Origin of the sequence: Paracoccus sigandri (assembly GCF_003709565.1) — a bacterium.
Classification (GTDB): Bacteria; Pseudomonadota; Alphaproteobacteria; order Rhodobacterales; family Rhodobacteraceae; genus Paracoccus; species Paracoccus siganidrum.
Window position 1 is genome coordinate 1 of record NZ_QNRC01000026.1, and the last position, 12,969, is coordinate 12,969.

Below are 12,969 nucleotides of genomic sequence, written 5' to 3' on the forward strand. Positions count from 1 at the left end.
TCACGGTGCTGTCGACCATCCGAAGCTTGTCTGGCGCGATCCCCGCATGGTTCGAGCCGCGTCCAGGATATCCTCCCACAGCCCCGCGAGGGTCCAGCGACGGAACTGGCGGTAGACCGACGACCACCTGCCGAACTCCTGGGGCAGGTCACGCCAAGGCGCGCCGGTTCGCGTTCGGCGCGGCCTCGGACCGGTGGCGGCTCACGCCTCACTCCAGAAAACACCATCCCGAACAAGACGATGATCCGCAGGCTTCCGCCCATTCGGGTGCCGGACGGCACGAATGAAGCCCTCGAAGAAGGCCCACTCATCGTCGGATATCAGGTTGCGCGCCAAGATCATCTCCTACGGAGTGATGAGCTTGAAGCAGAGGTCGCAGGCCGGGGGAAGCCCTTTTGTCAACACGATGTAGATGGCGGCCCCTTTTCCACCATGGCTTCGATGAACGGACCGCCGTTCTTGCCTGCCTGTTCAACGATGGCCGAGACTTGCGTGCAGCCAAGCCGGGGCACCGCGACCCGTTGACGAGAATGAGACCCGCCTCATGGATGCCGATGCGCCCGGCGCTGCCGTGGTCGTTCACGACATGGCGGCTGGCCTGGAGACAGGGCGCCCGGTGGCTCGCCGCGCCGGCAAGAAACAGGGCGACGGTGCCCGCGCCGCAACGGGCCTCGACATGGCCGCGCCGCCGCCCCTGCGAGATCGACCGTCCGCCCGTTCGGAACCGTCCGCGATGGATGAATGCACAAGGATCGCCAGCGGTCTGCCGTCGCAGCCGTCGATGCGCAGCACGCCAAGCGCGGGATCGGAAAAAGCCCGCATCTTCCGTCCCCACCCACCAGCCATGCGGGGCCTCCAGGTCGCGGTTGTTGCTGACCCGGCTCGTGCCGGGGCAGATGATCCTGCCGCTGGCTTCGGACCCATTCGGAGCGGGGCATGAGCTGTTCGGTTGGGCGGGCCGCGATGTCGATCCGGATGTGGTGACATGCCGCTTGGCTGGATCATGGCGGGCGGCCGCATCGTTCTGGGCCGTGCGGCGGGCGTGCTGCTTGCCCCTCGCGCGGCGTTGGCGATGTCGGGCTGATCGCGCAGCCTCCACCGGTGATGCTGATGATCGGCCATACCATGAGGCGCATGTGGCTCCTGTCCCAGCCCATTGTTGCGCGTTCAGAGAACACCACACTGCCGTCTGTCCGCACTGCTGCTGGCAACTCCGCCCTGACGCAGGAGCAGGGGCGAGCAGGCCGCCCGCGCGCCTGTGAAACCCAACAGCGAATTCGCCGTGGCCTGCGGAGGGGGCATGGGTGCCCGCATGAGGGCCCACCGCATCCTTTACCCCGCGGTCGGACGGAGATCGGGCGCGGCGTCCTGAACCAACACCGCCCCGCCGCCAATGCGGTCAAGCGGCGGGGGCACACATGGGGTGAGGTTCTCGCCCCGCCCCTTCAACTCAGCCAGCGTTCGAACCAGTCGAGGGTTCGCTGCCAGGCCAGTTCCGCGGCTTCCTCGTCATAGCGCGGGGTGGAATCGTTGTGGAAGCCGTGATTGGTGCCCGGATAGACATGCGCCTCGTAGGTCTTGCCATGCGCCTGCAGCGCCGCCTCATAGGCGGGCCAGCCGGCGTTGACGTTCTCGTCATGCTCGGCGAAATGCAGGAGCAGCGGGGCGCTGATCCTCGGCACGTCCTCGACCGGGGCCTGCCGGCCGTAGAAGGGCACCGCCGCGGCAAGCTCGGGATAGGCCACCGCAGCCGCGTTCGACACCCCACCGCCATAGCAGAAGCCGGTGATGCCGACCTTGTCGGTGGTCATATCGCTGGCCAGCAGCCAGTCGATGGCGGCGAAGAAATCGTTCATCAGCAGCGTCGGATCGACCTGCTGCTGCAATTCGCGGCCGCGGTCGTCATTGCCGGGATAGCCGCCCTGCGAACTCAGCCCGTCCGGCGCCAGCGCCAGGAAACCCGCCTTGGCCAGGCGGCGGGCGACATCCTCGATATAGGGGTTCAGGCCGCGATTCTCATGCACCACGACCACGCCCGGCACCGGGCCCGCCGCGCCCGAGGGCCGCACCAGATAGCCGCGCACCTCTCCGTGGCCCTCGGGCGAGGGATAGGTGACGTATTCCGCGACGATATCGGGATCGGTGAAGGCGACCTGCTGGGCCAGCGCATAGTTCGGGCGCAGCATCCCCAGCAGCGCCGTGGCGGTCAGCCCGCCCACCGCGAACTTGCCGGCACGGTCCAGGAATTCACGCTTGGTGATACGGCCATGTGCGTAGAAATCGTAAAGCTCCAGCAGCTCCTGCGGAAAATCCTTCGCGGTCAATCTGGTCATCTCATCGCTCCCTGTTGTCCTGCGGCTGGGGCCATTCTGCCACAGAACCGCCCCGGCATGCGCTTTCGCGTCGCCGCTTTTCGGCCCATCCAGCCGGGAAGCCGATCATCATGCCGTGATCGGGGGCCGCGGCTCAGCCCTTCAGCGCGGTCAGCTGGCGCAGGTCCCGCTCGGCGCGGCCCGCCGCCAGCGCGTCCAGATCCGCGACACCGAAGGCCAGGCCGGATCCCAGGGCCGGGCAGGCCAGCGCCGGAACCGCCTGGTCCCGCGCCCGCTCGGCCAGCAGATGCCGGTTCAGCCGCGCCGAGGGCGCCGGGTCGCCGACCGGCAGCACCGGATGCGCCGCACCCGACCACAGCAGCGTCTGCAATGCCTGGTTCAAGAGGCCCGGACGGCCCGCGAAAGGCTGGATCCGCTCCAGCTCGGCAAAGCCGGCCGGGCCCTCGCCCAGCCGCGCCAGCAGCGGCCGGAAGATCCGCGCGTCGCCATCGACCGGGCCGATGCGGGTCTGGAAGACCAGCCCGCCCGGCGCGGGCGCACCCGGCAGCAGCCGCCAGCTCCAGCGCCGCAGCAGGTCCAGATGCGCGGGACCGTCCAGCGGCGCTGCAGGCCGGGCGAACAGGTCGTAGCGCAGCGCCTGGTTGCGGGCCATGTCCTTCAGCGTCTCGCGCAGCGCGATCTCTCGGATCGGGGCGATCACCTGGGCGGCATCAGCGGGCAGCGAGACCGCGTCGATATTCTCGATCGGGGTGGCGCTGCCGATCCAGCCCAGATCGGCGGCGGAAAACAGCCCGGCCACCTCGCGAAAGGACAGCGGGCGGAACACCGCGTTCAGATATTCATGCGCGACATAGGCGGGCGGATCGGCCAGCAGCTTGTCCAGCGTCGGGCCGGCATGGGGATAGAGCTGGAAGAAGCCGGCCCCGGCATCACGCATGGCGCTCAGCGCGCGCAGGCCCTCGGCCACCGGATCGGGCCTGTGGGCGACGGACCGGAAGACTTCGTGGAAGGCGCGGAAGGCGGCGCCTCCGGGCTCGCTCATGTAATGGACGGCGGCGATGCCCATGGGCGCCAGGTGCCGGGCGATGAAATCCGCGATGGCCGAGCGCACGGCATCGCCCACCCAGGACAGGACGCCATGCGTCACGATATAGTCGAATTCGCCCGCCACCAGGCCGGGATCGCGGATGTCGCCGCAGATGAAATCGAGATTCTCCAGCCCCGCCGCGGCGGCGCGGGCGCGGGCGGTCTCGATATGTCCGGGGTCGATGTCGATGCCGGTCAGGCGCATCCCCGGATTGGCCGCCGCCAGCACCGCCGCGGCATAGCCCTGCCCGCAGCCGATCTCGCACCAGCGCGCGCGGGCGGGATCGGGCGCGGCACGGCCCAGGGCGGCCGCGACCGAGGCGATCCAGGCCGGTGCCTGTTCGCGGTGGAAGAAGGCGGGATAGGCGGTCCCGCGAAAATAGTCCTGTGCGGGGTCGCGGGTCATGGGCGCTCCTGAAGGGAAACGGCGCTGTTCCGGGTGACGCGCCGGTCATGGGGCGTCATATCATAGAAAATCACTCGGAAACAAATGCCGGAATCTCCGGCCCCTGCGCTTGCCGTGGGTGCAGAAGCCGCCGGGCAGTCGGGCGGCTTCCGGCGGGATCGCCGCGTTCAGCCCCAGACCTCGACGAATTCCCGCCATTCCCGCGCGGCCATGCCGCTGTCTTCCTGCGTCACCACCTCGCCCGCCAGGCGGCGCTTCAGCACGGCGGCGGCCTGGGCGGACAGGCTGACCGCGTCCAGGCGATAGTCGCGGAAGGCGGCGAAGGCGGCGGGGACCCAGTCGGCGACGATGCCGCACAGCGCCTCGGCATAGGCGCGGATCTCGTATTGCGCATGGGGATCGGCGCGCAGACGCAGGAAATGCAGAAGATTGTGCAGATCCACCTTCCAGTACCACTGGGTATAGATATTGGCGGGCAGGTTCATCCGCGCCAGTTCGCGCGCCAGGCCCTGCTGGCCGTCCTGGCTCAGCATCGATTCGTAGTGGTCGTAGCTGCGCATCGCATCCTCGCGCAGCAGGGCCAGGACGCGCTGCGCCTCCTCGCCCTCAAGCACCTCGCCCCGGCCCTGGTTGTTGACGCTGGACTGGGCGGCCAGATGCTCGGGCGCGGGGATGTAGAATTCGCGGTCCAGGATCGAATAGCGCGCCGAATATTCGTTCACGTTCGCGGTGCGGTGGCGGATCCACTGGCGGGCGACGAAGACCGGCAGCTTGACGTGCAGCTTGACCTCGCACATCTCGAAGGGGGTCGAATGCCAGTGCCGCATCAGGTAGCGGATCAGCCCCTGATCGTTCTGCACCGACTTGGTGCCGCGCCCATAGCTGACCCGCGCCGCCTGGCAGATCGCCGCATCGTCGCCCATATAGTCGATCACCCGGACGAAACCGTGATCCAGCACCGGATGGGCGGTATAGAGATGCCGCTCCATCCCCTCGGACACCACGCGCAGGGTCTGGCCCGGCGCCTGGCGCAGCGCGTCGATTTCGGCCTGCTGTTCGGGGGTGACTGGCGTATTCATGGTGGTTCGTCCCTGAGAGTGCACATGATCTTGTGCCACCGCCTCCCGAGTCGTTCAACCCCGATCCGGCAGCCCGCGGTCGGACCTGCGGGTGGGAACGCCGCGCGGGGCGATGCGTTTGCCTGGGCTGCGTTTGCCTAGCGGGGGCGGCTGTGGCAGTCTGGCCGCCGGAACGAAGGAGAGCATGATGGAAATCCGCTATCTGCACACCATGGTGCGCGTGCAGGACCTGGACAGGACGATGGCGTTCTTCAGGCTGCTGGGGCTGGAGGAAACGCGGCGCATCGACAATGACAAGGGCCGCTTCACGCTGGTCTTCATGGCGCCTCCGGGCCAGCCGGAATGCCCGGTCGAGCTGACCTGGAACTGGGACGGCGACGAGGGCCTGCCCTCGGACAGCCGCCATTTCGGCCACCTGGCCTATCGGGTCGGCAATATCTACGAGCTGTGCCAGAAGCTGATGGATGCCGGCGTGACCATCAACCGCCCGCCGCGCGACGGGCACATGGCCTTCGTGCGCAGCCCGGACAACGTCTCGATCGAGCTGTTGCAGGAGGGCGATTCCCTGCCCCCGCAGGAACCCTGGGCCAGCATGGAGAATACCGGCCACTGGTAGCAATATCAGGGCGGCGCGCCCCCTCACACAAAGGCGCGCCGCCCCATCGCGGCCCCGGCAGCGCCGAGGGAACGGGGCAAGCCCCGCCGCGGGCCGCGATCAGTAGATATAGCGGATCTGCTCGGTCCAGAACCGTTCGATCCGGCGGGTCTGCAGGTTGACCATCTCGATCGGCGGGTCGTCCAGCACGCCGGACATCGACAGCCCCTCCGCATGGCGCATGAACAGCTCGCGCACGATGTCGCGCACCTCCTGCCCCTGCGGCGTCAGCCGGACCCGGACCGAGCGGCGGTCCATGTCGCAGCGTTCATGGCTGACATAGCCCATCGAGACGAGCTTCTTCAGGTTGTAGCTGACATTCGAGCCCTGATACATCCCGCGAGAGCGCAATTCGCCCGCCGTCACCTCGGCCGTGCCCAGGTTGTAGAGCAGCAGGGCCTGCACCGGGGTCAGGTCGTTGCGCCGCAGCCGCTCGAACTCGTCCTTCACCAGATCCAGCATCAGCCGGTGCATCCGCTCCAGCAGTTGCAGCGTTTCCAGATAGGCCTCGGTGGTTTCGGGCGCGTGGTCGGCTGCGGGCGCCTGGGTCGGCGCGCGGCTTGCCTGGGGGATGTGCGATAGCATGGCGGGTGTGGGTCCAGTCTTGCGTCTCATTCCAGGCACTATGGCCCAGAAAACCGAATCTTCGGTTAATGGCCGCGAAGATGGTCCCGCACCCCCCAACCTCAGGACCGGCGCGGCCCCCCGAAACGCTCGGCCGCATGGGCCGCGATCCGCTCCAGCAGCGCGGCAAGCCCGGCCGGGCCCGCCGGCTTGTCGCCCGCGCCGATGCGGGCGGTGATCCACAGATACAGGTCCTGGTCGTTTTCCTGCAGCAGCTGCTCATAGCCGTCCAGCTCGGCCGCCGACAGCTCGGCCAGGGGCCCGTCCGAGAACGGCCCCAGGATCAGGTCCATCTCCTTCATGCCGCGCCGCCAGCTGCGCATCCGCAGGCGCCGCAAGCGAATGTCCCGCGTCTCTTCCTCGGCCATCGCGACTGCTCCTTTCATCGCCGCGCCCTTGCTTGCCGATCCGGACCCGAGGGCTTATGCCTTCGATCGGGTTTTCATCAGCGGGGGCGCCATCATGGGCTTTCTTTCGGACAGGCTGGCGCGGGTCAAGCCGTCGCCGACCATCGCCATGACCACGCGCGCAGCGGAACTGCGCGCCGCAGGGCGCGACATCATCGGCCTGTCGGCCGGAGAGCCCGATTTCGACACCCCCGCCCATATCCGCGAGGCGGCGAAGGCCGCCATCGACCAGGGTCATACGCGCTATACCGCCGTCGACGGCACCCCCTCGCTGAAACGCGCCATCGCCGCGAAATTCGCGCGCGAGAACGGGCTGGACTACGCCCCCGCGCAGGTGACGGTAGGCACCGGCGGCAAGCAGATCCTCTATAACGCGCTGGTGGCGACGCTGAACGAGGGCGACGAGGTCGTCATCCCCGCGCCCTATTGGGTCAGCTATCCCGACATGGTGCTGCTGGCTGGCGGCCGGCCGGTCATCGTGGAATGCGGCATCGAGGACGGCTTCCGCCTGTCCCCCGAGGCGCTGGCCGCCGCGATCACGCCCCGGACGAAATGGCTGATCCTGAACTCGCCCTCGAATCCCTCGGGCGCGGGATATGACCGGGCGCAGATGCAGGCGCTGACCGATGTGCTGCTGGATCACCCGCAGGTCTGGGTGCTGTCGGACGACATCTATGAACACCTGGTCTTCGACGGGTTCGACTTCGTCACCCCCGCCCAGGTCGAGCCGCGCCTGAAGGACCGGGTGCTGACCATGAACGGCGTCTCCAAGGCCTATGCGATGACCGGCTGGCGCATCGGCTACGGCGCCGGCCCCGAGATGCTGATCCGGGCGATGGCCAAGCTGCAGTCGCAATCGACCTCCAACCCCTGCTCGATCAGCCAATATGCGGCCGAGGCGGCGCTGGAAGGCCCGCAGGACTATATCGCCGACAGCCGCGCCGTGTTCCAGCGCCGCCGCGACCTGGTCGTGGCCGTGCTGAACGAATGCCCCGGCATCGCCTGCCCGACCCCGCAGGGCGCCTTCTATGTCTATCCCTCGATCGCCGGGCTGATCGGGCGGAGCTCGGCCGCGGGCACGCGGATCGACAGCGACGAGGCCTTCGCCAATGCGCTGCTGGAAGAAACCGGCGTCGCCGTGGTCTTCGGCGCGGCCTTCGGCCTCAGCCCCCATTTCCGCATCTCCTACGCGACCGGCGACGAGCAGCTGGCCGAGGCGGTGGCGCGAATCCGCCGGTTCTGCGAGGGCTGCAACTGATCCGGGGCACGGGCGTTTCCCAAGGGCACGAGCAGACAGAAGGAGACGAGATGTTGTCCCCCCAAGCCCTTGCCCGGAACGCCCTGGTGGTGGTGGCCGACGGCCATTGCGCCATCCTGCTGCGCAACCGCGCCAGGCACGGCCTGGAGCTGGAAGAGACCCGCCGGCTGACCCAGCAGGACCTGACCGATGGCGAACTGGTCGAGAATTCCTCGCGCGACATCGACGAGGCGGCCTTCGCCGCGCGGCTGGCCGATCACCTGAACGGGCTGGTCCTCAAGCAGAAGGTCGAGGAACTGGCGATCATCGCCGACCCCTCGACCCTGGGCGAGATGCGCAAGAAATATCACAAGGAACTGGAACAGCGCCTGAAACGCGAAATCGCCAAGACGCTGACCAATGCCGACGTGAAGACCATCGAGGCGGCGCTGGCCTAGCCCCCCGATCCCCGCCTCCGGCCGCTTCTTCGTTGTCCAAATACCCGCGCCGCAGGCACGCCGCCCGAAACGGGCGGCGTTCGCCTATCGCGCGCCCCGGCCCCCATCTTCGCGCGGCGCCTGCCCCGCGCCCGGATCATCGCCAGGGGGCGGATGATCAGGATCCGAGGTCAGATGGCAGGGGATCTTGAAACGCCGGTTCTTCTCGGCCCGGCGTTGCGACCAGCGCTCCAGCCAGGCCGACCAGCGTTCGCGAAGCCCCCGCCCGCCCATGCCCGTATGCCCTACAGCGCCGTCCAGCCGCCATCGGCGCTGATCGTGGTGCCGGTGATCTGGGCCGCCGCCTCGCTGCACAGGAAGACGGCGGTGTCGCCCAGCTGCTCGACGGTGACAAAATCCTTCGAGGGCTGGCGCTCCAGCATCACCTTCTCGATCACCTCTTCGCGGCTCATGCCGTATTCCTTCATCGTGTCCGGGATCTGCGCCTCGACCAGCGGGGTCAGCACATAGCCGGGACAGATGGCGTTGCAGGTGATCGGCTCGCGCGCGCATTCCAGCGCCGTGACCTTGGTCAGGCCGACCACGCCATGCTTGGCCGCGACATAGGCCGACTTGTAGGGGCTGGCGGTCAGCCCGTGGGCCGAGGCGACGTTGATCACCCGCCCCCAGCCCGCCTTGCGCATCAGGGGCAGCGCCGCCGCCGTGCAATGGAAGGCCGAGGACAGGTTGATCGCGATGATCGCGTCCCATTTCTCGGCCGGGAAATCCTGGATCGGCGCGACATGCTGGATGCCGGCATTGTTCACCAGGATGTCGCAGGCGCCCGCCTGCTCGACCAGGGCGCGGCATTCGCCGGCATTCGACATGTCGGCCTTGATATAGCGCGCCGTCACGCCATGTTCGGCCGCCAGTTCCGCGGCAAGCGCGTGATCCTCGTCCCGGTCGGTGAAGCTGTTCAGCACCAGGTCCGCACCGGCCCTGGCCAGCTGCCGCGCCACCCCCAGGCCGATCCCGGAATTCGATCCGGTGACGATCGCGGTCTTGCCTTCAAGGAACTTCTCGAACATCGCACTCTCCCTGGCTGCGTGTCGGGCGGGCCGTCATCGGGGCCGCCATGCGGGGGCGAGGATGGGCAAAAAAAAGCGCCCGCACAAGGCGGGCGCAAGTCATGAGGCAGGTTTCATACAGGCAAGAAACCTATCGAGCAGTAAGGCATTTATACGCGAACGACCGTCCGAGTCCAAGGCTGTTCTTCGGGCCGCCATTGACGCCCCCGGACTCAGCCTGTTGAAATCGCGGCGAAATGAAGAACAACGAGGCAGCGGGCAATGCGAATCTTCAAAATCCCTAACAAAAGCGCGATCAAACGCAGGTTCTTGCGGATTTTCGCCGTCGTTTCGACTGTTGCAGCAATGCCGCTGACAAGCCTCGCCGAGCCCGCCCATGGCATTGCTATGTATGGAGAACCTGCCTTGCCAGCGGGCTTCGAGTCGCTTCCCTATGCGAATCCCCAGGCCCCGAAGGGCGGCACGATTCGCCTGGCCGAACCGGGGGGATTCGATTCCCTGAAGCCCTGGGTGCTGAAGGGAAACGCCGCCTGGGGCGTCGGCGTGCACCTGGCCGAGACACTGATGTATCGCTCTCTGGACGAGCCGTTCACGCTTTACGGATTGCTGGCCGAGTCGGTCGAAACCGATTCCGAACGCAGCTGGGTCGAGTTCACGCTGCGCCCTGAGGCCCGGTTTTCGGACGGTTCGCCCGTCACTGTCGAAGATGTGATCTGGTCCTATCAGACCCTGGGGACCCAGGGTCATCCGCGCTATCACGGCGCCTGGTCCAAGGTCGAGACGATCGAGCAGACCGGCGAACGCAAGCTGCGGCTGACCTTCAACACGAAGGACCGCGAATTGCCGATGCTGATGGGCCTGCGCCCGGTGCTGAAGAAGGCGCAATGGGAGGGCAAGGATTTCGCGCAATCGGGGCTGGAGGCGCCGATCGGCTCGGGGCCCTATGTCGTCGACCGCGTCGATCCCGGCCGCTCGATCACCTTCCGCCGCAATCCCGACTATTGGGGCAAGGACCTGCCGCTGAACCGCGGGCTGCACAATCTCGACGTGATCCGCTACGACTATTTCGGCGATGCCAATGCCATGTTCGAGGCCTTCAAGGCCGGCGAGGTGGACATCTGGCGCGAGCTGTCCTCGCGCAAATGGGAAACCGAGTTCAACTTTCCCCGCATCACCAGCGGCCAGGCGCTGAAGGCCGAGATCCCCAATCAGCGCCCCTCGGGCATCATCGGCCTGGTCATGAACAGCCGCAACCCGCTTTTCGCCGACTGGCGCGTCCGCCAGGCGATGATCGAGGCGTTCAATTTCCAGTTCATCAACAACACGTTGAACGGCGGCGTCGATCCGCGCATCACCTCGTATTTCTCGAATTCGGCGCTGGCGATGCAGCCCGGACCGGCCGAGGGGCGCGAGCGGGAATTGCTGGAACCCTTCGCCGAACAGCTGCTGCCCGGCACGCTGGAGGGCTATGCCCTGCCCGAGGGCAACGACCGCGCGCTGGACCGTCCCGGCCTGCGCCGTGCCCTGGCGCTGCTGGAGGAGGCGGGCTGGACCGTCCAGGACGGCCGCATGGCCGATGCCAACGGCCGGCCGCTGAGCTTCGAGATCCTGCTGAACCAGTCCGGCAGCGCGATGCGCACCGCCTCGGAAACCCAGCAGATCGTCGACATCTATACCGAAGCACTGCGCCATCTGGGCATCACCCCGCGCGTCACCCTGCTGGATGCCGCGCAATTCGTGGAACGGACCAACAATTTCCAGTTCGACATGACCTGGTTCGAACGCGGCCTGTCGCTGTCGCCGGGCAACGAGCAGTTGCTCTATTGGGGCGCGGCGGGCGTCGAGCAGCCGGGCAGCCGCAACTGGATGGGCATGGACAGCCCCGCCGCCGAGGCGATGATCGAGGCGATGGTGAATGCCGAAAGCGACGAGGATTTCACCGCCGCCGTCCGGGCGCTGGACCGGGTGCTGACCGCCGGGCGCCACGTGATCCCGGTCAGCTTTTCGCCAAACTCGCGTCTGGCTCATTCGGCCAAGCTGCATTATCCTGAACGGAAAACGCTATATGGCGACTGGCCGGGCTTCTTGCCCGAGACCTGGTGGCAGGAGGCAGAAAAATGAGAGCAGCAGTTTTGGTGGTTCTGGCATGCGCGATGCTTGCCGGGTGCAATACCGTCGCGGGGGTGGGTGAGGACATCACTGGCGTCGCGATGTGGGCCCAGAGGGGCATCGGAGGGGGTTATTGATGAAGTGGCGCCACGTTCAGGAGAATTGGCCCGCCTTCTATGAGGCGATCGCCGACAAATGGCCCGAAATCGACGAGGCCGAGCTGGACGAGATCGACGGCGATCAGCGCGCCTTCATCGCCTATCTGGCCGAAGTCACCGGCCAGGAAACCGACGAGGTGCGCGACGAGTTGCGCGAATGGCTGGCCGGAGAGATCCCCTCGGACGTCGTGATGGACCCGATCCACGACAATCACTCGATCGCGCTGTCCGCGAAATACGTCCCCGAGGGCGAGGACGAATATGCCAACGACGACCGCTTCGGCGGCGATGACGAGGACTGACGCCCCCGCGGCCCCGCGATGCCCAGGCGCCCGGTCCCGCGACCGGGCGCCGGCTTTTTGGGCCGTCGCGGGTGGTTGAAGCCGGGGCGCCGCTGCGGGTAAGACGGGGCAAGGCCCGCCGGCCTGGCTGAAACAGGCGGAAGGAACGCAATCCCTTGTCCATGACTCTCAGGATCGCCATCGGCAGCATCGTGGTCGGGCTGGTCGTGCTTGCGCTGAAGACGCTGGCCTGGTGGCTGACGGGATCGGTCGCGCTGATGTCGGATGCGCTGGAAAGCACGGTGAACGTGGCCACCGCCATCGCCGCCCTGATCGCCATCCGCGTCGCCGCGAAGCCCGCCGACCGGGGCCATCCCTACGGCCATCACAAGGCCGAGTTCTTCAGCGCCGTGCTGGAGGGCGTGATGATCATCATCGCCGCGCTGCTGATCATGCGCGAGGCCTGGCACGGTCTCATGGCGCCCCGCCCGATCGAGGCGCCGATGGCCGGGCTGATGATCAACGGCGCGGCCGGGGCGCTGAACGCGTTCTGGGCCTGGGTGCTGATCACGCGCGGCCGGGCGCTGAAATCGCCGGCCCTGAAGGCGGACGGGCACCATCTGCTCAGCGACGTGTGGTCCTCGGTGGGGGTGATCGGCGGCGTGCTGCTGGCGGTGGCGACGGGCTGGACGGTGCTGGACCCGATCCTGGCCGGGCTGGTCGGGCTGCATATCCTGTGGCAGGGCTGGAAGGTCACGGCGCATTCGCTGAGCGGGCTGATGGACGAGGCGGTCGAGGAGAAGACCCTGCAGCAGATCCGCGACATCATCTCGGACCGCGCGACCGGCGCCATCGAGGCCCATGACCTGCGCACCCGCCATGCCGGCCAGGTGACCTTCATCGACTTTCACCTGGTCGTGGACGGCCAGACCACGGTCGACGACGCCCATGCGATCTGCGACCGGATCGAGCAATCGCTGCAGGCGAAGCTGCCCGAGGCGCAGATCACCATCCATGTCGAGCCCGAGCACAAGGCCAAGCATTCGGGCGTCCTGGTCATCTGAGCGGC

At 67.4% G+C, this 12,969-nt stretch carries 13 protein-coding genes and 1 pseudogene; 6 read left to right on the forward strand and 8 right to left on the reverse strand.

From position 1 onward, the window contains the following. From C9E82_RS18350 to thyX, 4 genes and pseudogenes are all read right to left on the reverse strand, one after another. Positions 1 to 342: pseudogene (locus tag C9E82_RS18350) on the reverse strand (transposase); the annotation flags it as partial. Positions 343 to 1,445: 1,103 nt separating this feature from the next. Further along, complete coding sequence (yghX, locus tag C9E82_RS18355) at positions 1,446 to 2,333, reverse strand: YghX family hydrolase (RefSeq protein WP_119898905.1); 888 nt, start codon at positions 2,331 to 2,333, stop codon at positions 1,446 to 1,448. Positions 2,334 to 2,466: 133 nt separating this feature from the next. Then, complete coding sequence (locus C9E82_RS18360) at positions 2,467 to 3,825, reverse strand: class I SAM-dependent methyltransferase (RefSeq protein WP_119898904.1); 1,359 nt, start codon at positions 3,823 to 3,825, stop codon at positions 2,467 to 2,469. Positions 3,826 to 3,992: 167 nt separating this feature from the next. Next, the gene (thyX, locus tag C9E82_RS18365; RefSeq protein WP_119898903.1) at positions 3,993 to 4,904 is read right to left on the reverse strand and encodes an FAD-dependent thymidylate synthase; all 912 of its coding nucleotides are present in this window, start codon (positions 4,902 to 4,904) and stop codon (positions 3,993 to 3,995) included. A gap of 187 nt (positions 4,905 to 5,091) precedes the next feature. On the opposite strand from thyX, the gene C9E82_RS18370 reads away from it, so the two are divergent. Next, complete coding sequence (locus C9E82_RS18370) at positions 5,092 to 5,520, forward strand: VOC family protein (RefSeq protein WP_119898902.1); 429 nt, start codon at positions 5,092 to 5,094, stop codon at positions 5,518 to 5,520. A gap of 99 nt (positions 5,521 to 5,619) precedes the next feature. On the opposite strand, the gene C9E82_RS18375 is transcribed toward C9E82_RS18370, so the two are convergent. After that, the gene (locus tag C9E82_RS18375) at positions 5,620 to 6,144 is read right to left on the reverse strand and encodes a MarR family winged helix-turn-helix transcriptional regulator (RefSeq protein WP_119898901.1); all 525 of its coding nucleotides are present in this window, start codon (positions 6,142 to 6,144) and stop codon (positions 5,620 to 5,622) included. Between the two features lie 101 nt (positions 6,145 to 6,245). Next, positions 6,246 to 6,569, reverse strand: coding sequence for an FAD assembly factor SdhE (locus C9E82_RS18380; RefSeq protein WP_240643592.1), 324 nt, complete (start codon positions 6,567 to 6,569; stop codon positions 6,246 to 6,248). Positions 6,570 to 6,645: 76 nt separating this feature from the next. Between C9E82_RS18380 and C9E82_RS18385 the strand changes: the two genes are divergently transcribed. Next, complete coding sequence (locus tag C9E82_RS18385) at positions 6,646 to 7,848, forward strand: pyridoxal phosphate-dependent aminotransferase (RefSeq protein ID WP_119898927.1); 1,203 nt, start codon at positions 6,646 to 6,648, stop codon at positions 7,846 to 7,848. A 50-nt stretch (positions 7,849 to 7,898) separates the two neighbouring features. Next, entirely contained in the window at positions 7,899 to 8,285 is a 387-nt protein-coding gene (locus C9E82_RS18390) for a baeRF12 domain-containing protein (RefSeq protein WP_122449350.1), read from the forward strand. Between the two features lie 284 nt (positions 8,286 to 8,569). On the opposite strand, the gene C9E82_RS18400 is transcribed toward C9E82_RS18390, so the two are convergent. Continuing rightward, positions 8,570 to 9,352, reverse strand: coding sequence for a 3-hydroxybutyrate dehydrogenase (locus C9E82_RS18400; RefSeq protein ID WP_119901071.1), 783 nt, complete (start codon positions 9,350 to 9,352; stop codon positions 8,570 to 8,572). A 212-nt stretch (positions 9,353 to 9,564) separates the two neighbouring features. Further along, positions 9,565 to 9,735: a hypothetical protein gene (locus C9E82_RS25095; protein ID WP_244936044.1), complete on the reverse strand. Its 171-nt coding sequence runs from the start codon at positions 9,733 to 9,735 to the stop codon at positions 9,565 to 9,567. Between C9E82_RS25095 and C9E82_RS18405 the strand changes: the two genes are divergently transcribed. From C9E82_RS18405 to C9E82_RS18415, 3 genes are all read left to right on the forward strand, one after another. After that, on the forward strand, positions 9,698 to 11,473 hold the full coding sequence (locus C9E82_RS18405; protein ID WP_240643709.1) for an extracellular solute-binding protein: 1,776 nt from the start codon (positions 9,698 to 9,700) through the stop codon (positions 11,471 to 11,473). The genes C9E82_RS25095 and C9E82_RS18405 overlap by 38 nt on opposite strands. 124 nt (positions 11,474 to 11,597) lie before the next feature. Next, positions 11,598 to 11,921, forward strand: coding sequence for a hypothetical protein (locus tag C9E82_RS18410; RefSeq protein ID WP_119901069.1), 324 nt, complete (start codon positions 11,598 to 11,600; stop codon positions 11,919 to 11,921). Between the two features lie 155 nt (positions 11,922 to 12,076). After that, positions 12,077 to 12,964 carry a cation diffusion facilitator family transporter gene (locus C9E82_RS18415; protein ID WP_119901068.1) on the forward strand — a complete coding sequence of 296 codons (888 nt, stop codon included), beginning with the start codon at positions 12,077 to 12,079 and terminating at the stop codon, positions 12,962 to 12,964. Positions 12,965 to 12,969: the final 5 nt, after the last annotated feature.